Here is a 21,446-nt window from a genome sequence, read left to right as displayed (position 1 = left end):
TGGCGGCTTCTCAATCCGCAAAGATAAGAAGCCGCGCGTCGGAAAGTATCAGAAACGATAGCCTACGCCGATGTTAAAACCGTTGATGCTGTACTTGTCTTCGATATCGGCAGTGGTCCCTTCGTAACCGACGTTCACGGTCAGATTTTCGATTGGGTTAATGATGATGCCTGCGCCGTAAGCGAAAGAGGTTGAATCACGGGATTCGCTTTCACGATAGACTTCGTTGTTGCTCGATTCCAGCCATTTGACATCGATATCGGCTTTGGTACGCGCCGCACCGCCCAGCGCATACAGGGAGACATATTCGTTGATACGGTAGGCTGGGCCGACTAACAGCGAGTAATACTTGACGTCGATATTGGTGTTGACGGAATCAGAGTCGACATAATAGTTCTGGTCCTGACTGCCGCTCATATAAGTAAATGAACCTACGACGCTGAACGGAGAATCAAATTCATAGCGATATTGCAGGTTAACACCGCGGATATTTTTGAAGTCCTGTACGTCAGCTTGAGCATAACCAATGGAAACGCTTTGGCTATCCGCAATGGCCATTCCACTTGCCAGACTCCCCAGGACCAATACTGCCAGAGATAGTTTTTTCAATTTATAAAACCCTTTAAAATTATTGTGTTGTGTTAATCAATGAGTTTGAAAAGCGCGGGGATTATATCGAGAATGTTTTTTCTGATGAACTACCTGAATTTATGGGATGAAACGGGAATAACGTTCTGGAGATGTTTCTGCAAGGGAGCAGGGTAATTAATTGCTTTATTGGGATGTTTCTTAAAATAGAATTAACCTCTATTGTGGCGTGGTCTCTTATACATGAATTTCAGTGGGGCTGATATTTTTCAGTGAGGTGCGTGGTTCCGTTCACTTTGCATCAGGCGGAATATGAAGGCTCTTCACCGGTGAACGTGTTAAGGGGGATAACCGCATCCCCCTTAACAATCCCCGCGGCCCCGCGGGGAAATCGGTGCTTCGCACTACGCTCGCCTACGACTCCAGCCTGCGGCACGGCGAAACTCGACGTCGTGTCTCGGTTCGCCTCAGTCCGCCATCCATGGCGTCCTGACCTTGTCTTTCGTGCTAAGGCTCGCCGATTTCCAGCGGGGGCTCATCGGTTTCAGTGACATTTGTGTTGGTTTTTGCTGTTAACTAAAAGACCGCAATGGAGCGATAAACCCAAATGCGTCTCCCCTTACCAGATAATTGTCCTCAACATTTACGTGCAAGAGACAGACCATAGCAGGGGGAGAACAAACTTATCGCTGAGAACACCCTGCACACTGCTTGTTCTGAATCTGCTGGAAGAAATCATTACCTTTATCATCCACCAGAACAAATGCCGGGAAATTCTCCACTTCAATTTTCCAGATAGCTTCCATACCCAGCTCAGGATAGGCCACACACTCCAGGCTCTTAATGCTGGTTTGCGCCAGCACCGCCGCCGGGCCGCCGATGCTGCCGAGATAGAAACCGCCGTGTTTATGACAGGCGTCGGTCACCTGCTGGCTGCGGTTTCCTTTTGCCAGCATCACCATACTGGCGCCGTGAGACTGCAACAGGTCAACGTAAGAGTCCATACGTCCTGCGGTGGTTGGGCCTAAGGAACCGGACGCGTAGCCTTCCGGCGTCTTGGCTGGGCCTGCGTAGTAGATTGGGTGATCTTTCACGTACTGCGGCAGTTCCTCCCCGTTATCCAACAGCTCTTTCAGCTTAGCGTGCGCAATATCGCGGGCAACGATAATGGTGCCGTTCAGCGAAAGGCGAGTGGATACCGGGTGTGCTGAAAGCTGCGCTAAGATCTCGCTCATCGGCTGGTTGAGATTGATGCTGACCGCAGCGCCTTCACCCTGCTGACGCAGTGCTTCAGGAATGTACTGCGCCGGGTTGTGCTCCAGTTTCTCAATCCAGATACCGTCGCGGTTGATTTTGGCTTTGATATTACGGTCAGCGGAACAGGAAACGCCCATGCCGATCGGACAGGATGCGCCGTGACGTGGCAGACGGACGACGCGGATATCGTGAGCGAAGTATTTACCGCCAAACTGTGCGCCGAGGCCGAGATTCTGCGCCTCGATCATCAGTTCTTTCTCCAGATTCATGTCTCGGAATGCCTGGCCGTGTTCGTTCCCTTCGGTTGGCAGACCGTCGTAATAACGGGTTGAAGCCAGTTTGACCGTTTTCAACGTCACTTCAGCAGAAGTACCGCCAATCACGAACGCGATATGGTACGGCGGGCAGGCCGCGGTACCCAGGGTACGCATTTTTTCCACCAGGTAGTTTTTCAGCTTCGCTGGGGTAATCAGCGCTTTGGTTTCCTGATAGAGATAGGTTTTGTTCGCCGAGCCGCCGCCTTTGGCGATGCACAGGAATTTATACTCGTCACCGTCGACGCTGTAGAGGTCAATCTGGGCGGGCAGGTTAGTCCCGGTATTCACCTCTTTATACATATCCAGCGCCGCGTTCTGCGAATAGCGCAGGTTGTCGGAGATATAGGTGTTGTACACGCCCTGAGACAGCGCGGCTTCATCGCCACCGCCGGTCCAGACGCGCTGGCCTTTTTTACCCATAATGATGGCGGTGCCGGTATCCTGACAGGTTGGCAGCACGCCTTTGGCGGCGATTTCGGAGTTACGCAGGAACTGCAGGGCGACGTATTTATCGTTTTCGCTGGCTTCCGGGTCATTCAGAATGGCGGCAACCTGTTTCTGATGAGAAGGACGCAGCATAAAGGCGGCATCGTGGAAGGCCTGCTGGGCAAGCAGCGTCAGCGCTTCAGGTTCAACTTTTAAGACGTCCTGACCGTCAAACTGGGCCACGGAAACGTGCTCACGACTGAGCAGATAGTATTCAGTGTCATCGTGAGACAGTGGGAAGGGGTTCTGGTAATAAAATGATTTATTCGACATAGCGCTTCACTCCATAAAAATAAAACCGCCGGAGGTTGCCCGCCGACGGTTATGAATCAGAACATCATAGACATCCATGGGTAGCCGATGACCAGCAGTGCTACCAGGAAGATGCCCCCAAAGATGGTGCCGAGGCGCCAGTAGTCTTTGGTCGGCAGATAGCCACTGCCGTAGTAAATTGGGCTTGGGCCAGTACCGTATGGGGTGATGATCCCCATGATACCCAGCGAGGTCACCATCAGCAGCACGAAGACGTTCATGTTCATGCCCGGAATGGTTGACGCGATGGTCAGCATCGCTGGCAGCAGCGCAGTGGTGTGCGCGGTGGTGCTGGCAAACAGGTAGTGCAGCAGGTAGAACGCCAGCAGCAGAACGATGGTCGCCACGCCCGGGGAGATACCGCTCATCAGCATGCCGCCTTCTTTACCCAACCAGCCGATAAAACCGGTAGAGGAGAGGCCGTCGGCCAGAGCCACCAGAGTGGCAAACCACACGAAGGTGTTCCACGCGGCTTTATTACCGGTGATGTCGCTCCACTCCAGTACGCCGGTCCACAGCATCAGGCCGATAATCAGCAGAGCGGCCATGGCGGGTTCAATCCACGCGGCGGCGAAGATCCACATCATCAGCGCACAGCACACGAACACCAGCAGCAGAATTTCGTTACGAGACAGTTTGCCGAGTTTTTCCAGCTCACGTGCGGCCCACAGCGGCACTTCGTCGTTCACCTTCACTTCCGGCGGGTAGAACCAGTAAGCCAGCAGCGGCATGGTCAGAATCAACAGCAGACCCAGCGGCAGGAAGGCGATAAACCAGGTACCCCAGGAGATGTTGATACCAACGATGCTTTTCACCAGCGCCAGCGCCAGCAGGTTAGGTGCCAGTGCGGAAAGGAACATGGAGCTGGTAATACAGGCGGCGGTAATCGCCACCCACATCAGGTATGAACCAATTTTACGCGCGCTTGGGTCATTAGGTTTTGAACCGTACAGCGGCGGCAGGTTAGCGATAATCGGGTAGATGGTCCCGCCGCTACGCGCGGTGTTGGACGGGGTAAACGGTGCCAGCAGCAGGTCTGCCAGAGTAATGGCATAGCCAAGCGTCAGGCTGCGGCGACCGAGGTATTTCACCAGGATCAGCGCCAGGCGGCGACCGAAGCGGGTTTTATCGTAACCGGCCGCGAACATAAACGCGCCGAAGATAAGCCAGACGGTGGAGTTGCCGAAGCCGCTGACCGCCCATTTAAAGGAGGCACCCGCCAGCTGGAACTTCGGTGCCGCCATCTGTTCAGGGCTGAACAGCACCCACTGGCTGCACAACGCGATGGCAACCACCCCGGTCAGGCCGATAACGGCACCTGGAAGCGGTTCAAAGATAAGGCCAACAATTACGCCGACAAAGATAGCGAAGTAGTGCCAGGCATACGGTGGAAGCCCGTCAGGAACCGGGACGAAGAGGAGAAGCACCGCCACAATAATAGGCAGCGCCATCATCACAAGACGGTTTTTCTTACCATCCTTTGGTTTACTCACCGGGGTCGGTGAGTGCGATGTCGCAGATTTCTCGTTCATATTACGCTTCTATAAGTAGTTAATAATTCGATTGACTAAAATTGCCGCTTTGCTTTTTTTAGTTTTTTTACTTTCTTTATATTTCAAAAGCACGGCTGGCAATTTCAAAAGTTAGGTGCTTAACGCTATTTTATTTAGCGCTAAGTTTTAAAAATCTTATATTCATATAATGCGCTTTTGGATGCTATTACAATTGATCGGGATCAAAAAATCACAATCGCCGTATTAATTTTACGCATTGATAAATAACCCTATTGGCTTATTGGGTATTATGGAGGTTAGGTTAAATTAATTTTTATATTAGATGGTGTTTTGCTTGTTTTTAATTGTCACAAGTTGTTGTTTTTATTGGTTTTAACTTTGGCTTTGCACTGGTTTGACCACTGTTAACAAAGTTGCATTTGTATCGATATTTATTAAATTATTGTGAATAAAAAAGAATTAAATTAGTAACACCATGGGGCATGTGTGTTATTTATGGGATTAAATAGTTTTATAACTAACGTAATTGCTTTAGTAACTAAAATTATCGTTATATTAATACCATGATATCGGCATAACAAATAACTCAAATACAGCCCGATCCCGAATTCTTAAATTTTAATTTTTTAAAAGTTTGGAGTTAACCCTTATGAACAATCAACATCGCGTACTGAGCTCTTGTACATTACCGAATGGTACCGAGCTTAAAAACCGTCTCTTTATGGCACCGATGACAACCTGTTCAGGTTATTACGATGGTTCCGTCAGCAGCGAGCTGGTGGAGTACTATCGTGCTCGCGCCGGTCTTATCGGTACTATCATCGTAGAATGCTGTTTTGTTGACGATTTAGGTCTGGCTTTCCCGGGCGCACTCGGCATTGACAGCGATGACAAAATTGCCGGGCTGGCAAAAATCGCTGAAGCCATTAAATCGAAAGGCTCTAAAGCACTGCTGCAAATCTACCACGGCGGCCGCATGGTCGATCCGAAACTGATTGGTGGCCGTACGCCGGTTGGCCCAAGCGCCGTAGCGGCCCCGCGTGATGGCGCGGCAACACCGGTAGCTCTGACCACTGAAGAAGTGGAAGGGATGGTCGGTAAGTTCGGCGATGCCGTACGTCGTGCTATTCAGGCCGGTTTTGATGGCGTCGAAATCCACGGCGCAAATACCTATCTTATCCAACAGTTCTACTCGCCAAACTCCAACCAGCGTGACGACGAGTGGGGCGGCAGCCGCGATAACCGCGCGAAATTCCCGCTAGCGGTGTTAGATATCACCCATAAAATGGTGCGCCAGTATGCGGACGACGCCTTCATCATCGGCTATCGTTTCTCGCCTGAAGAGATGGAAATTCCAGGGATTCGCTTTGACGACACGATGTATCTGCTGGAAAAACTGGCTGCTCGTGGGCTGGACTATCTGCACTTCTCCGTTGGTGCGACGTTGCGTCCGTCTATCGTCGATACGACCGACCCGACCCCGCTGATTGAAAAATACGTTGCGATGCGTTCTGAAACGCTGGCACAAGTGCCGGTAATGGGCGTGGGCGGCGTGGTGAACGACAGCGATATCGAAAGCGCTATGGACCACGGTTACGACCTGATTGCGGTTGGCCGCGCCTGTATCGCTTATCCTGACTGGGCTGAACGCATTGCCGACGGCCAGACGCTGGATCTGTTTATCGACAGCACCCAGCGCGAAGCGCTGAATATCCCTGAACCGCTGTGGCGTTTCTCGCTGGTGGAAGCGATGATCCGCGATATGAGCGTGTCGGTGTCTAAATTCAAGCCGGGCGTGTTCGTTGAAACAGTGCAGGATGAAGCCGGTGAACTGGTTATCAACGTTAGCCTCGAAACCGACAGAATCGCCGACATTGAACTGACCGGCGGCGTGGATCAGGACGTGGAGTTCGTCACCAGCTTTGAAGAAATTCGCTCACGTATTCTGGATGCGAACACCCCACATGTGGATGCCATCTCCGGGGCAACCAGCCAGAGCGAAGCGGTGAAAAAAGCGGTCTCCAAAGCGATGGTGAAATCCAGTAAAGCGCTGGTGGCTGAAGAGGGCGGCGATACCGCGGCACCAAAATCTTACGATGTGGTGGTAGTCGGGAGCGGCGGTGCAGGTCTGGCGGCGGCTATTCAGGCGCACGATGACGGTGCCCGCGTGCTGATCGTTGAGAAAATGCCGACCATTGGTGGGAACACCATTAAGGCATCCGCTGGGATGAACGCTGCAGAAACGCGCTTCCAGCGGGTGAAAGGGATTCAGGACAGCAAAGAGCTGTTCTATGAAGAAACCCTGAAAGGCGGCAAAAACAAAAATAATCCTGCGCTGCTGCGCCGCTTTGTTGAAACGGCACCGCAGGCCATTGAATGGCTGGCGGATCGCGGCATCATGCTGAACGACATCACCACTACCGGTGGGATGAGCATTGATCGTACGCACCGTCCAAAAGATGGTTCTGCAGTGGGAGGCTACCTGATAAGCGGTCTCGTGCGTAACGTCACAAAACGCCAGATTGATGTCATGCTCGACACCTCCGTGGTCGATATTGTAATGGAAGGGGGCGAAGTTGCCGCCGTACGTCTGCTGACCGATGAGCAGGAAACGGTCACCATTCAGACCCGCAGCATCATTGTGGCGACAGGTGGTTTCAGCGCTAACAGCGAAATGGTGGTGAAATACCGTCCTGACCTGGCGGGCTTTGTCACCACTAACCACAAAGGGGCGACCGGCGGCGGTATCGCGCTGCTTGAACGCATCGGTGCTGGTACGGTAGATATGGGCGAAATTCAGATTCACCCAACCGTTGAGCAGAAAACCTCTTATCTGGTCTCTGAATCTATTCGCGGCGGCGGGGCTATTCTGGTGAATCAGAAGGGTAACCGATTCTTCAACGAGATGGAGACCCGTGACAAAGTGTCCGCGGCGATTATCGCGCTGCCGGAGCACTATGCTTACATCGTGTTTGATGAACATGTTCGCGTCAAAAACAAAGCGGCGGATGAGTATATCGCGAAAGGGCTGGTCACCAGCGCCAGCACGCCTGCGGAACTGGCGGCAAAACTGGGGCTGGACGCTGAAGCCTTCCAGGCAACCTTGACGCGCTATAACGGTTTTGTGGAAAAACAGGACGACGAAGAGTTCGGTCGTAAAACTGCACTGCGCGCGCCGTTGAATGAAGGGCCGTTCCACGCAATTCAGATTGCGCCGGGCGTACACCACACGATGGGCGGCGTAACCATCAACACTGATACCTGCGTGCTCAACGCCAACAAACAGGCAATTCCTGGCGCTTATGCCGCCGGTGAAGTGGTCGGTGGCATCCACGGCGGTAACCGTATTGGCGGGAACGCGGTGGCAGATATTATTATCTTTGGTACGCTTGCCGGTCGTCAGGCCGCGCAGCGCGCGCAGCAGGTACCCTGGGCGATGCTTGAATCCGCATAATTAACCGGCATCGAATTGCCTGATGGCGCTGCGCTTATCAGGCCTTCAAAACCCAACCCGTAGCCCGGCCGAGCGTAGCGACGACGGGTTGTTACCATCAGCAAAGGGGGATATCGATGTCAGACAGCACAAGGGTTTATAGCTATTCTGCCGTACTGATGGGCTCACCCATCCTGCTTAAGCTTTTCGCGCATAACGAACCGCTCGCCTCACGCGTTTTCCGCCTTATCAAACACTATGAAGACCTGCTCACCGTTAACCGCGCCCAGTCGCAGGTGATGGATATCAACCATGCGGCGGGTCAGCATCCGGTTGTTGTCAGCGCCCCCGTTTACACCCTCATCAAATGCGCGAAAGCGGCGAGCCTGCTGCCACAAAGCACCTTTAACTTTGCCATTGGTCCGCTGGTTAAGCGCTGGCGCATCGGTTTTAAAGGCGACAGCGTGCCACCGGCTGATGAAATTACCCAACTGTTGACGCTGACCAATCCGGAACAGGTCGTGCTGAACGACGACGATATGAGCGTGTTTCTGGCACAGCCCGGTATGGAAATCGATCTCGGCGCGATTGCCAAAGGCTTTATTGCCGACCGCGTGCGTGACTATCTGCGCCAGGAAGGGGTGGAGCAGGGGTTAATTAATCTCGGCGGTAACGTTCAAACGCTGGGGACGCCGGAAGGGGGCTGGTCAATTGGTTTAAAAAAACCGTTCTCAACCTCTGGCGCGATGATTGGTACCGTGGAAATTGAGAATAAATCGGTGGTGACTTCAGGCGTGTACGAGCGTTTTTTCGAACAAAACGGCCATCTTTATCATCATATCCTCGACCCACGCACGGGATATCCGCTGGATAATGAACTTGATAGCGTCACCATCATCAGCGCGGATTCAATCGACGGCGATATCTGGACTACGCTGATGTACGGCATGGGGGTCGAAAAAGGGTGCATGGCGCTGCGGTCGCGGCCGGACATTGAAGCTATTTTTGTCACCAAAAACAAAGAGGTGGTGCTTTCATCGTCCCACCTCTATCGTTTCACGCTGCTGGACAGCGATTACCGGCTTACTGGCAGTACTGTTTGAGCAAGCCGTATTGCTCGGCCTGTAGGCGGTAGCGATAAACCGGGCGGCCGGTAGCACCATAGTGAATGCTGGTAAACAGAATATTAATTTGTGCCAGCCAGATCAGATATTTACGGCAAGACACACGTGAAATATTCACCGCCTGCGCCAGGTCGTCGGTGGAGAATTCGGTCTCCGGGTGAGCATCAATCCACTGGCACAGCGTGCGCAGCGTCTGCGGCGTTAAGCCCTTCGGCAAGCGTTTGGTATCCGCCAGTTCCGGCGTACCGCCGTGCAGCAGACGGTCAACGTCGGCCTGCTCGTAGTAGGCGTGGCTGCCCATCAGCTGTTTTTTCTCACGCCAGCTCAGCAGCGCCTCTTCAAAACGCGGGAACTGGAACGGTTTAATGAGGTAGTCCACCACGCCGTAGCGCAGCGATGTCTGGACGGTGGCGGCATCTGAAGCGGATGAGATCATAATGACGTCGATCGCGCGGCCAGAATCGCGCACGATGGGCAGCAGATCCAGACCGTTATCTTGCTGCATATAGACATCCAGCAAAATAAGATCGATAGAGAGCGTGGCATCCTGCACTTTCTCTTTTGCCTGTTGGAGCGTAGAGGCAATGCCGCAGCAGACGAACCCGTCGACCCGCTCGATATAGCAGCGGTTAAGGTCGGCCACCATGGCATCATCATCGACTATCAATACATTCATCACGCGCTGTTCCTCTCGCTATCCCAGGGAATTTGTACAAAAAATTGCGTAAACACGCCAGGCTCAGACTCGACGGAAAGGGTGCCGCCGAGGTTTTCCGTTTGCTGGCGGGCCAGAAATAGCCCGACGCCCCGGTTCTCGCCTTTGGTTGAAAATCCTTTATTAAAGATGGCATCGATACGATCGGCCGCGATGCCGGGACCATCGTCGCTAACCTCGCCGCTGAGCCAGCCATTCTGGTAGTGCAGCAGCAAACCAATCTCGCCTTCGCCCTGATCTGCCATCGCATCCAGCGCGTTTTCTATCAGGTTACCGAGCACCGTCACCAACACCGCAACCTGCTCTTCATTAGGGTTATCCGGGATCAGACTTTCTTCGGCCAACGTCAGGGTAACGCCTGCGTCGCTCGCACGGTTAATTTTACCCAACAGGAACCCGGCAATGATCGGTGATTTAATTTTATGCTGCAACGTGCCGATATCCGTCTGATAGTTCTGCGCGGTCTGGAGGATGTAGCCTTCCAGCTTGTCGTAGCGCTTCATGTGCAGCAGCCCCAGAATCACGTGTAGTTTGTTCATAAACTCGTGGGAGTGGCTGCGAAGCGCATCAACGTAGTTCACTAGCCCGTCCATGCGCTGCATCAGTTGACTGATTTCCGTTTTGTCGCGGAAAGTACTAATGGCGCCAATAACCCGTTTATTGTTGAGCACCGGGACGGTGCTGCACAGCAGCAGACGCCCGTTACAGCCAATCTCACGATCCTCAATAGGTGTGCCGCTGACCAACACTTCTTTCAGGCTATCCAGCAGCGGCGCGTGCTGCACGGCACCGAGGGCTGGTGCATCGACGGAAAACAGTATTTGGCGAGCCGCCTGATTAATTAGCGTCACCCGACCTTGACCATCAACTGCAATCACCCCTTCGCGAATTGATTGCAGCATGGCCTGACGTTGCTCAAATAAGCTGGAGATTTCGTGAGGCTCGAGACCGAACAGGATGTTTTTGAGCACCCGCACCAATCCCCAGACCCCGAGCAGGCCGACAATCGCGCTGAACAGGACAAACCAGACCGCGTTCCAGCGCGCGGCGCTGATTTGCTGATCGACCTTTTGTAGAGAAATGCCGACGATCACGACGCCAATCTGTTGATGCTGGCTGTTATAAATCGGGGTGAAAACGCGCATCGCTTCAGCCAGCACGCCGTGGTTGATGGAGAGGTTCTCTTTTCCTTGCAATGCGGGCTTAAGATCCGCGCCGATAAAGTGCTGACCAATCAAATGCGCATTGGGGTGTGAGTAGCGGACCGCGTCCATATTAGTGACGACGGCATAGAGCAGGTCATTTTGCTGCTGCACCGCGCTGGCGATAGGCTGAATGATGTTGCTGTCAGGCGATTGCGCCAGCCCGCGCTTTATCTCGGGCGAGTTGGCAAGCGTGCGGGCGATGGCAAACGCCGTATCTTCCACGCCTGCGCGTGTTGCTTTGGTTATCTGTACAAAGTAGAAGGCGTAGACCACCAGTAACACGGAGGCAATGACGCTGCAAACCATCAGCGTCACCAGCGTACTGAGCTTCATGGGGCGCTTGGGTTGGGGCTGATTGTGCGGCATGCGTACGTTAATACCTTTTATTATCGGAGGTCAAAAAACCATTATCGCCGATGTGCCTGATTTCATAAAGCTATCCTCCCTTACAAAACCAAACCTCTCTTTGTGACCGTTCTCGCAGAGCAATCCATACAAAACACTTTAGTATTGCTTAAGAACCCATAATAAGGAGTCCGTTTATGAGCATTAAGCTTACCGGTTCAGTCATGGAACGACGCAATTCAACGACGGCTGAGATTGATAGACTGTCTACTCGCGATATGTTGAGCGTTATTAATCAAGAAGATAAGCGCATTGCTGATGCGATAACCCCTTGTCTCGACAACATCACCCAACTGATTGATAACGCGGTGGCGACATTAAGCCACGGCGGGCGCGTGGTGATAGTGGGAGCCGGTGCCTCTGGGCGTAACGCGGTGATCGCGGCGAATGAGTTTTCGCCGGACGAAAAGCACCCGGTAATGGGACTGATTGCCGGTGGGGCGTTGGCCATGCTGCATGAAATGAGCGGCGCAGGGCAGGATTACGATCGCGGGGTACTTGATCTTCAGGCTATCGGGTTCACACAAAAAGACATGCTGGTGGCGCTTACGGTGAGTGGGAAAACGCCATGGCTGTGGGGAGCATTACGTCACGCATGGTCTTTGGGGGCGATACGGACCGTGATTACCCGCAATCTGCACAGCGAAGCGACCGATCTTGCCGATATCGTAATTGCGCCGCAAACGGGGGCTGAAGTGGTGGCTGGCTACGGCGAGCCTAAGGCGATGGCCGCACAGAAAATGGTGCTCTCTATGCTGACATCCGGGCTGGCTATTCGCAGTGGCCGGGTTTATAGCAATATGCGCGTGGATATCCGTGACACGGATACGCGTATGGCTGAGCGGCAAATTGCGATAGTGATGGAAGCGGGTGGGTGCAGCCGCGCGGTGGCGAAAGCGGCGCTGGAAAGCTGCGATCACCAGTGTAAGACGGCGGTACTGATGGTACTTACCGGCCTGGACGCCTGGAAAGCGCACGAGCTGCTGGCGCAGAACAATGGTTTTGTGCGGGTGGCGTTGCAGGAAGCGCCGTAATTCAGCTAAGGAAGAATAAAGCCCGTTTAGCGGGCTTTATTCTAGCTACAGATTAGAACTGATAGGTTAAACCAATGCCGAAGATATCATCGGTAGAGATGTTGTTAGCGCGGTAGAAGTTGTCGTCGTCCAGCATGTTGATTTTGTAATCAACATAGGTGGAGAAATTCTTGTTGAAATAGTAATAAGCACCAACGTCAATGTAGTTCACCAGATCTTGATCGGTCAGGTGAGAACCGTGATTGTCGTAATGAACACCGACGTCGACGCCTTTAGAATAGACCCACGCCAGCGATGGGCGCAGACCGAAATCGAATTGGTATTGTGCCGTAATTTCAAAGTTTTGTGTTTTGTTGGCAATACCATCGTCGCCAAATGGGGTCATGTTGCGAGTTTCCGCATACATCATCGCCAGATAGAAGTCGTTGGCATCATATTTCGCACCAATGGTCCACACATCGGCTTTATCTCCGCTAGCGCTCACGCTGCCGTTCTTGCCGCTACCATAAGCATTGTACACGCCGCGGTAAGCCACCTGATCGTTAGTGCGATCGGATGAAGCATAAGCTGCACCCACGCTCAGACCTTGAAGTTCGGGAACGGCATCGCTGAAATCAAAAGTGGTTGACATGCTGTAGCCGTCACCGTTCTGGAAGCGAACATCGTTATGGCCGTTTTTGGTCCCTTCCTGGTTGTTTGAACCAGATTCGTTAGCTCCCTGATACTGCAGCGCGAAGTTCCAGCCATCAACCAAGCCGAAGAAGTCACTGTTACGGTAGGTGGCGACGCCGTTAGTACGACCAACCATGAAGTTGTCGGTCCAGGTATAGGAGTCCCCCCCCTGAACTGGCAGCATATCTGTCCAGCCTTCAATGTCGTATACCGCACCGTAGTTACGGCCGTAATCGAAAGAGCCCAGGGTGGCGAACTTCAGACCGGCGAACGCCAGACGGTTGAAGGATTTATCACCAGCGCCTTCGGTATCGTTCGCGTAGGTTTTGTATTCCCACTGGCCATAGCCAATCAGATCGTTAGAAATCTGAGTTTCGCCCTTGAAACCAATCTGCACGTAGGTTTCATCGCCGTCATCGCCAGCGTGGTCGGAGAAGGTATGACGCGCGTCAACCTTTCCGTACAGATCTACTTTATTACCGTTTTTATTATACATTTCTGCCGCATTTACCGTGCCAGCCACGAGTAAAGCAGGGACTAACAGTGCCAGAGCTTTCATTTTCATTATATTTTCCTTTGCATTATTGCGCATGTGAATATAAGTAACGCCATCCGGTGTTACTGCGCTGGATAATATAGTGAGAGTTCAATTTATTTTAAAATATAAATGTAATTAAATTATATTAAATATTTCATAATGTTTCATCTATATTCAATTTAATATGAGTAAAAACGTTTTATTTGTTTTTATCATTGTTTTTACTGGATTTATTTGTCGCGATGATGTTAATTTTATCGATATCAATCATCTGAATGATTATGTATAAGATAAAAAAATCCCGATCGCACTGGCATACGATCGGGAAGATCAAAAAACAACAAATTGATTGATGCATAACAAAAGGCTAATAACGGTAAGGATAATGGCATGATCGCCATAAAAAATAAAGATGCAGAAAAATACTTTATTGTTATTTATTTTATGAATTTAAAATGGCAACTGTTATAAAATTTTTATCATTAGAATATCGTGATTGAGCACTCTCTAGGGTAATGGGGCGAAAGAACCTAACGCGAATCAGCAGTACCTCCATTGATGTAGATGTCATCTGACAAAATTGCCGAAGATCAAGCTAACGGTAGTTTGTTACCGGTAACGTTGCGTGAGACTACCTCACATCAATTTAATCGTTATAATGTGACCGATATCACATCAATTGCCAGCGTGATGTCGTGGCAGTGAACATGAATAGCGTAATGAGAGTATTTTTATGGAAGAGCAAATAGAGCGTGGCCCTGGTGGCAAGCTGGCACTGTGGGTATTTTACGCATTTTGCGGTTACTTTGTCTGGGCGATGGCGCGTTACCTGTGGGTCATCAGCGATGTGCAGACTATCCCCGGCGCGACGATCGACGGTGAAATAGGTTCGTCCGTGGGGAAATGGATTGGCGCGCTGCTCGGTTTCCTGGTGCTGAGTATTGTCGGTGCGTTGCTTGGCGGGATAGCCTGGTATACCCGACCTCGCCGGCTTGAACAGGAAGAACAGCGCTAATATTGCTATGCTGGGGGCCAATATACACTCATCCGCGGTGAAGGAATGGAACTAACAGCATGGCAGCAGGACGTTGAACGTTGGTTTGAAACTCATTATGTTGGTAGCGATGCGGCGCATGATATCGCCCATTTTCGTCGAGTATGGCGTACCGCCAGACGCATCGCTGCTGACGATCCCGTCGACCTCACGGTGATATTACTGGCAAGTTATTTTCACGACCTCGTTAGCTTGCCGAAAAACCATCCCGACCGCGCCCGTTCCTCTCAGTTATCGGCTCAGCAAACGCTGCTGATTCTACAGCGCGATTTCCCGCAGTTTCCCGTTGAGCGCTATGACGCCGTTGCTCACGCCATTGAAGCGCACAGCTTCAGCGCGCGCATTACGCCGAACACACCCGAGGCCAAAATCATTCAGGATGCTGACCGGTTAGAAGCGCTGGGTGCTATTGGTTTGGCGCGGGTATTTGCCGTTTCCGGGGCGATGAATGCGGCGCTGTTTGACGCTGACGATCCCTTCGCTGATAACCGTGAACTGGATGATAAAACCTACGCCCTCGACCATTTTCAGACCAAGCTGTTGCGGTTACCTGAAACCATGCAAACCGCAAAAGGGCGCGAGTTGGCACAGCATAACGCCGATTTTCTTGTGCACTTTATGGCGAAGTTGAGCGCCGAGCTGGCGGGCGATCCGCTCTCGGTGGACGCGCAGGTGCTGCGGAGATTCGCAACGCCAGACTCGAACAACTTATGGTAATCTCAGGTTTATTTTTCTGTATCTGGTCAAACTTATGCAACAACGAGTCTTATCACATGAGAGTGCGTCGTTAGACGCACCAGATGCTCAGACGCTGCTTGAGCATATTCTGGAGATTTACGATTTAAAGACCGTTGTCGCTGAGCTTAGCGCTGTGGGGGAACAGCACTGGAGCCCGGCTATCGTAAAGCGCGTCGTAACCCTGGCGCGCGCCAATACGCGTCTGAGTGAAAATGAGTGTGCCCATCTGGCCTCTTTGTTACCGAGGCCGCCTAAGCATCATCCGAATTATGCCTTTCGCTTTGTCGATCTTTTTGCCGGCATCGGCGGTATTCGTCATGGTTTTGAGGCGATTGGCGGTCAATGCGTGTTTACCAGCGAGTGGAACAAACACGCGGTGCGCACCTATAAAGCCAACTGGTACTGCGACCCTGTAGAGCATCGGTTTAATACGGATATTCGCGATGTGACGCTGAGCAATCAGCCTGACGTCAGCGACCGTAAGGCTCAGGAACATATTCGGGCGTCGATTCCTCAGCACGACGTGCTACTGGCAGGCTTCCCGTGCCAGCCTTTCTCTTTAGCAGGCGTCTCCAAAAAGAATGCGATGGGTCGCGCGCACGGCTTTGCCTGCGATACTCAGGGCACGCTATTTTTCGACGTGGTGCGGATTATTGATGCTAGACGGCCACCTATCTTCGTGCTGGAAAACGTCAAAAACCTGAAGAGCCACGATAGCGGCAAAACCTTCCGCATTATTATGCAGACGCTCGATGAACTGGGATATGAAGTTTCCGATGCCGCGGATATGGGCGCTAATGACCCGAAAATAATCGATGGTCAGTACTTCCTGCCGCAGCACCGCGAACGCATTGTGCTAGTCGGTTTTCGCCGTGACTTAGGGCTACATGAAGGCTTTACCCTGCGTGATATTCCGTCGCTCTATCCGGCTCAGCGCCCGACCTTTGGTGAACTGCTGGAGCCAAACGTTAACCCCAAATTTATCCTCACCCCGGTGCTGTGGAAATATCTTTACCGCTATGCGCGTAAGCATCAGGAGAAAGGCAACGGTTTTGGCTACGGGCTGGTTGACCCGACAAAAGCCAGCAGCGTGGCGCGAACGCTGTCGGCGCGCTATTACAAAGATGGCGCCGAAATCCTGATCGACCGGGGCTGGGATCTGGCGCTGGGGGAAAAGCACTTTGATGACCCGCAAAATCAGCTGCATCGCCCGCGTCGCCTGACGCCGCGAGAGTGCGCTCGCCTGATGGGTTTTGAATCACCGCAGGGATACCGTTTCCGTATTCCGGTGTCGGATACTCAGGCGTACCGGCAGTTTGGTAACTCGGTGATTGTACCGGTGTTTGCCGCCGTGGCGCGCCTTTTACAGTCGCGTATTTTGCAGGCGGTTGCGCTGCGTGATTCGGAAACCGGCGATGGCGGACGTTCACGATAAGGCCACACGCAGTAAAAATATGCGCGCCATCGGCGCGCAGAATACCGCGATTGAAAAACGAATGGCGGTACTGCTGGATGGACTGGGCTTGCAGTGGCTCGCGCAGGACACGCGCCTGCCGGGCCGCCCCGATTTTACCCTCGACGACTACCGCTGCGTGATATTCACGCATGGCTGCTTCTGGCATCACCACGATTGCTATCTGTTTAAGGTGCCCGCGACGCGCACCGACTTCTGGCTGAATAAAATTGGCGCTAACGTCGCACGCGATGAGCGGGATATACGCCAGCTTATTGCATCAGGCTGGCGCGTGCTGGTGGTGTGGGAGTGTGCGCTACGCGGGCGGGAAAAGCTCACAGATCTTGCATTGAGCGAGCGGCTGGAAGAGTGGATCTGCGGCGGCGAAGGCAGCGCGCAGATCGGTATTCAAGGGATCTCAAGCCTTAGGTTTATTTCTCAGTCTGACAAGGAATAGCGCTGGCTTTTGCCGGGAAAAGGTATTTCCCGAGCGTCACCAGCACGACGGCGGCGATGATAATCGCCAGCGCGAGCCATTCGGTTCCAGAGAGGTGCTCCCCGTTAAAGCCGGTACCTAACAGCACGGCAACGACCGGGTTCACATAGGCGTAGCTGGTGGCTACAGCAGGCGTGACGTTGCGAATCAAATACATGTAGGCGTTGATGGCGATAATTGAGCCAAAGATGGCGAGATAACCTACCGCCAGGAAACCGTGCAGGCTGGGCAGGGCAGTCAAACGCTCGCCGCTGAACAGCGACGCCACCATCAGGATAATTCCGGCTGCCAGCATTTCGACGGCTCCGGCCATCATGCCGGTGGGCAGCTCAATACGTGAACCATACACCGAGCCAAACGCCCAGCTCAGCGAACCAATCAGGATCATCAGCGCGCCCCACGGGTTGCCGCTTAGGTTGCCGCCGCTGTTGAGCAGCACGATGCCCGCGAGACCAATCGCAATCCCCAGCCACTCCAGTTTACGCGTCGCGATACCAAAGAAGCGGCTGAAGCAGAGCGTAAATAGGGGAACGGTTGCCACCATAACGGCGGCAATACCGGAAGGCACGTTCTGGTGTTCGGCGACGGTTACCATGCCGTTACCGACGGCCAGCAGCAATACGCCAATGATAGCCGCATTAATCAGCGGTTTTCGCGCCGGCAGACGGTGACCGGTTGCCAGCAAAAATACCATCAGCACCACGCCCGCCGAAAGAAAGCGAATGCCTGCCATCATTAAAGGGGGCCAGCTGGCAACGCCGATGCTAATGGCAAAATAGGTTGAACCCCAAATGATATACAGCGCGAACAGCGCGCCAATCAAGGGTAACAGTTGTTTAATACGCATACTTCCTCACGGCAAAATAGCAAGCAGGCAGATAGTAAACGCCAAAACTACCGTGCTGGCGAGTGCTTTAATTCAGGGGTTGATGTTGTTTTTATGTTATAAATATGTATCTCTTACGCCCTGCGTCATTTTGCTTCATACTTTGTTATCAATACAAAAAATAAAGGATGTGGTTTGTGGCAGGAAGTAGCTTATTAACCTTGTTAGATGATATCGCCACTTTACTCGATGATATCTCGATGATGGGCAAACTGGCGGCGAAAAAAACGGCTGGCGTGCTGGGGGATGATTTATCGTTGAACGCCCAGCAGGTGTCTGGCGTGCGTGCGAATCGCGAGCTGCCGGTGGTGTGGAGCGTGGCGAAAGGTTCGCTGCTTAATAAAGTCATTCTGGTACCGCTGGCGCTGTTAATCAGTGCTTTTATCCCGTGGGCGGTAACGCCGCTTTTGATGATTGGCGGCGCGTACCTCTGTTTTGAAGGCGTGGAAAAAGTGCTGCATACGCTGCATGAGCGTAAACATAAAGGCGATGACAACGCACGCCAGCAGCGTCTGGAGGCTATTGCGCAGCAGGACCCTGGCAGCTATGAGCGAGATAAAGTCAAGGGTGCTATCCGCACCGATTTTATTCTCTCTGCAGAAATTGTTGCCATTACCTTAGGCATCGTCGCCGAAGCGCCGTTGCTGAACCAGGTGCTGATTTTATCCGGCATCGCAGTGCTGGTGACCATTGGCGTCTACGGCCTCGTAGGCGTGATTGTGAAGCTGGATGATATGGGCTACTGGCTGGCCGAAAAACGCAACGCCCTGGCGCAAGGCGTTGGGAAAGGGCTGCTGGTGGTAGCACCGTGGCTGATGAAAACGCTGTCGGTCGTTGGGACGCTGGCCATGTTCCTGGTGGGTGGCGGTATCGTGGTTCACGGCGTTGCGCCGGTGCATCACGCTATCGAAACCTTTGCCACGCAGCAGGCATCCTGGCTTGCCACGCTGGTGCCGGTGTTTGCCAATCTGGTGCTCGGTTTTGTGATTGGCGCCGTCGTGCTGGCGGGGGTGAATGTCATCTCACGCTGGCGTCAGTCCCGTGCATAAAAAATGCGGTTCCGGTACGCAAACCGTTCGTGGATCGGCTAAGGTGAAACAGTTTCACCCTGATACCGGAGGCAACAATGGTCTTTTTGGTCAGTGATGAAGTCCGGCCCAAAAATGGTGGGCCGCGAATGGTCGTAACGGGATACGCCAGCGGGATGGTGGAGTGCCGCTGGTACGATGGTTTTGGCGTTAAGCGGGAGGCATTCCGTGAAGATGAGCTGATTCCAGGCAATCTATCCCCACAAGAGCAAACGTAATCTTTGCCTTTGCGCCCGGCGAATGCCGGGCGGTTTAGGGCCGTTATCCCGGCCCTTTGTCGTAGCATTGTCGTCGTGGAGCAGCATGAATTATCAGCAGCAATCAATTCTGGAACTGTCGCGGGTTGTTAATTCAAACAGCCGTTTGGGAGCGCTACCGTGCATCCCCTGAAGGCGACGACACCAACGCCCACAGGATGGTGGTCTAAGCTGGCGCGCCGGGTTAAGCCGGAGCGGGTCGTCAATATTTGTTTTGTCGTGGTTCTCTTTTTTTCAACGTTGCTGACATGGCGCGAAACCATCGTGCTGGAAGATGCCTATATCTCGAGTCAGCGTAATAATCTGAAGAACGTGGCCAATGATATGGATGCGCAGCTTCAGTTTAACACTGACCGTCTGCTGTTTTTCCGCAATGGTATGCAGTCCGCTCTCCAGGTGCCGCTGGCGTTTGAAGTGTTGCGCACCGCCGAACAGCAGTTTGAACGCCAGCGCGCGCAGTCTGACTGGCAGATCTCTTTGAACAACAACCGAACGCTGCCGCTACACGGCGTATCCGACGCGTTTGTTGAGCATACTAACCTGCTGTCCCGCGACAACCCGCTGCTGGGCAACGAGTTCATGGCTACCATTGAACTGGGCTACCTGCTGCGTTTATCCGCGATGACCCGTCAACACCTTGCGCGTTTTGAAACCCATATGCTGTACGTCTCACGTGCTGGTTTTTACCTCAGCACAGATGCTACCCAGCAGGACAGCATAACCGAATATTACTATCGTCTGGCAACCAGCCCCTGGTTTACCCAGCAGTCGCAGCGCGACAACCCCAACCGTGGGGTGAAGTGGCAGACGACCTTCAGCCGGGATAAAACGCCGGCTGCGCAAACCGTGACTGCCGCCGTCCCGCTAGACTATGAACAGTATTGGTTCGGCGTGCTGGCTATCCAGCTCTCTGTCAATGAAATGACGCAGTTTCTGACGCAATCCGTTGAAGGAGAAGACGAGGGCGAATACCAGCTATACGACCGCCGAATGAACCTGATTGCTTCTTCTGAGTCGGATGCATCAAAGCGCACTCAGCTCTCGCAGGAGGTTCAGGCCCAGCTGGCTCATGCCTATGAACAACAAAACGAAGGCAGTGTGCGCCAGTTTTCGCGCTATATCAGTTGGGAGAAGCTGCGAAATTTTGATGGCGTGCTGCTGCGCATTCATAGCCTGGAAGAGGGTGTTCGCGGAGACTTCGGCAGCATCAGTATTGCGCTGACGCTACTTTGGGTACTGTTTACCACGATGCTGATTATCTCCTGGATAGTCATCCGCCGCATGGTGCGCAATATGTCAACGCTTCAGGATTCGCTGGCGTGGCGTGCGTGGCACGATATGCTGACTCGCCTCTATAACCGCGGCGCGTTGTTTGAAAGAGCGAGTAAATCCCTTGCCGACTGCCAGAAGGCGGGTGAGTCGTTGGCGGTCATTCAGCTCGACCTCGACCATTTTAAAAGCATTAACGATCGCTTTGGTCACCAGGCGGGTGACCGGGTGCTTATTCATATTGGCAGGGTGATCCTTAATAAGATCCGTAAAGAAGATATCGCTGGCCGGGTAGGTGGTGAAGAATTTTGTCTGGTGCTGCCGGACACCTCGCTGGCTCAGGCAACGGTCATTGCCGAACGTATCCGCGAAAGCATTAACAGCCGGGAAATCCTTATTTCCCGCAACCAGACCATTCGGGTTAGCGCCTCGCTGGGCGTTTGTAGCAGCGATGAACTGGCGCAGTATGATTTCCAGGTTCTGCAATCTATTGCGGATAAAAGGCTCTATCTGGCGAAAACGAGTGGGCGAAATCGTGTGTGTGCGGAAGACGGAGAGGACAGGAATAAATAGCGTCATAAAACATAAATTTAACTTATGTTGAA

At 52.8% G+C, this 21,446-nt stretch carries 17 protein-coding genes; 10 read left to right on the top strand and 7 right to left on the bottom strand.

Translation table 11 applies throughout. The features are described from left to right. Positions 1–48: 48 nt before the first annotated feature. From RDN66_RS11235 to RDN66_RS11225, 3 genes are all read right to left on the bottom strand, one after another. Entirely contained in the window at positions 49–609 is a 561-nt protein-coding gene (locus RDN66_RS11235; protein WP_035895060.1) for an Ail/Lom family outer membrane beta-barrel protein, read from the bottom strand. 662 nt (positions 610–1,271) lie between these two features. Next, positions 1,272–2,921 carry a class I fumarate hydratase FumA gene (gene fumA / locus RDN66_RS11230; protein WP_202217694.1) on the bottom strand — a complete coding sequence of 550 codons (1,650 nt, stop codon included), beginning with the start codon at positions 2,919–2,921 and terminating at the stop codon, positions 1,272–1,274. 56 nt (positions 2,922–2,977) lie between these two features. Beyond that, positions 2,978–4,492: a DASS family sodium-coupled anion symporter gene (locus RDN66_RS11225; protein ID WP_202209216.1), complete on the bottom strand. Its 1,515-nt coding sequence runs from the start codon at positions 4,490–4,492 to the stop codon at positions 2,978–2,980. 631 nt (positions 4,493–5,123) lie between these two features. Between RDN66_RS11225 and RDN66_RS11220 the strand changes: the two genes are divergently transcribed. Both RDN66_RS11220 and RDN66_RS11215 read left to right on the top strand, forming a co-directional pair. Next, positions 5,124–7,928: a flavocytochrome c gene (locus RDN66_RS11220; RefSeq protein ID WP_202217695.1), complete on the top strand. Its 2,805-nt coding sequence runs from the start codon at positions 5,124–5,126 to the stop codon at positions 7,926–7,928. A gap of 116 nt (positions 7,929–8,044) precedes the next feature. Further along, on the top strand, positions 8,045–9,010 hold the full coding sequence (locus RDN66_RS11215; RefSeq protein WP_308537851.1) for an FAD:protein FMN transferase: 966 nt from the start codon (positions 8,045–8,047) through the stop codon (positions 9,008–9,010). Here the strand turns inward: RDN66_RS11215 and dcuR are convergent. Then, the gene (gene dcuR, locus RDN66_RS11210) at positions 8,991–9,710 is read right to left on the bottom strand and encodes a two-component system response regulator DcuR (RefSeq protein WP_035895057.1); all 720 of its coding nucleotides are present in this window, start codon (positions 9,708–9,710) and stop codon (positions 8,991–8,993) included. The genes RDN66_RS11215 and dcuR overlap by 20 nt on opposite strands. After that, positions 9,707–11,317, bottom strand: coding sequence for a sensor histidine kinase (locus tag RDN66_RS11205; protein WP_202217698.1), 1,611 nt, complete (start codon positions 11,315–11,317; stop codon positions 9,707–9,709). Before RDN66_RS11205 ends, dcuR begins: the two co-directional genes overlap by 4 nt. Before the next feature lie 176 nt (positions 11,318–11,493). Here RDN66_RS11205 and RDN66_RS11200 point away from each other — a divergent pair, with 176 nt between their 5' ends. Then, positions 11,494–12,390, top strand: coding sequence for an N-acetylmuramic acid 6-phosphate etherase (locus tag RDN66_RS11200; RefSeq protein WP_202217699.1), 897 nt, complete (start codon positions 11,494–11,496; stop codon positions 12,388–12,390). 52 nt (positions 12,391–12,442) lie between these two features. Here the strand turns inward: RDN66_RS11200 and ompC are convergent, their stop codons facing one another. Then, positions 12,443–13,627 (bottom strand): porin OmpC, encoded by a 1,185-nt coding sequence (gene ompC / locus RDN66_RS11195; protein WP_248538636.1) that lies wholly within the window; start codon positions 13,625–13,627, stop codon positions 12,443–12,445. Between the two features lie 706 nt (positions 13,628–14,333). Between ompC and drpB the strand changes: the two genes are divergently transcribed. Genes drpB through RDN66_RS11175 form a run of 4 tightly spaced genes read left to right on the top strand, consistent with a single transcriptional unit; the run spans position 14,334 to position 17,302 of the window. After that, positions 14,334–14,615 (top strand): cell division protein DrpB, encoded by a 282-nt coding sequence (drpB, locus tag RDN66_RS11190; protein ID WP_202217700.1) that lies wholly within the window; start codon positions 14,334–14,336, stop codon positions 14,613–14,615. A gap of 45 nt (positions 14,616–14,660) precedes the next feature. Further along, a complete protein-coding gene (locus RDN66_RS11185) occupies positions 14,661–15,371 on the top strand; it encodes a phosphohydrolase (RefSeq protein ID WP_202217701.1) in 711 nt (236 codons plus the stop codon). Positions 15,372–15,405: 34 nt separating this feature from the next. After that, entirely contained in the window at positions 15,406–16,827 is a 1,422-nt protein-coding gene (locus RDN66_RS11180) for a DNA cytosine methyltransferase (RefSeq protein ID WP_202217702.1), read from the top strand. Further along, on the top strand, positions 16,808–17,302 hold the full coding sequence (locus tag RDN66_RS11175) for a very short patch repair endonuclease (RefSeq protein WP_202218095.1): 495 nt from the start codon (positions 16,808–16,810) through the stop codon (positions 17,300–17,302). Before RDN66_RS11180 ends, RDN66_RS11175 begins: the two co-directional genes overlap by 20 nt. On the opposite strand, the gene yedA is transcribed toward RDN66_RS11175, so the two are convergent. Continuing rightward, on the bottom strand, positions 17,277–18,188 hold the full coding sequence (yedA, locus tag RDN66_RS11170; protein WP_202217703.1) for a drug/metabolite exporter YedA: 912 nt from the start codon (positions 18,186–18,188) through the stop codon (positions 17,277–17,279). The genes RDN66_RS11175 and yedA overlap by 26 nt on opposite strands. A gap of 176 nt (positions 18,189–18,364) precedes the next feature. Here yedA and RDN66_RS11165 point away from each other — a divergent pair, with 176 nt between their 5' ends. From RDN66_RS11165 to dgcQ, 3 genes are all read left to right on the top strand, one after another. Further along, complete coding sequence (locus RDN66_RS11165) at positions 18,365–19,276, top strand: DUF808 family protein (RefSeq protein ID WP_202217704.1); 912 nt, start codon at positions 18,365–18,367, stop codon at positions 19,274–19,276. A 77-nt stretch (positions 19,277–19,353) separates the two neighbouring features. Then, positions 19,354–19,533 (top strand): YodC family protein, encoded by a 180-nt coding sequence (locus RDN66_RS11160; protein ID WP_035896999.1) that lies wholly within the window; start codon positions 19,354–19,356, stop codon positions 19,531–19,533. 159 nt (positions 19,534–19,692) lie between these two features. After that, on the top strand, positions 19,693–21,414 hold the full coding sequence (gene dgcQ / locus RDN66_RS11155; protein ID WP_227675151.1) for a cellulose biosynthesis regulator diguanylate cyclase DgcQ: 1,722 nt from the start codon (positions 19,693–19,695) through the stop codon (positions 21,412–21,414). Positions 21,415–21,446: the final 32 nt, after the last annotated feature.

The sequence above is a fragment of the uncultured Kluyvera sp. genome, from assembly GCF_902485085.1.
Taxonomy (GTDB): Bacteria; Pseudomonadota; Gammaproteobacteria; order Enterobacterales; family Enterobacteriaceae; genus Kluyvera; species Kluyvera ascorbata.
The sequence above is the reverse complement of the archived record's forward strand: the minus strand, read 5'-3'. Positions and strand labels throughout refer to the sequence as shown.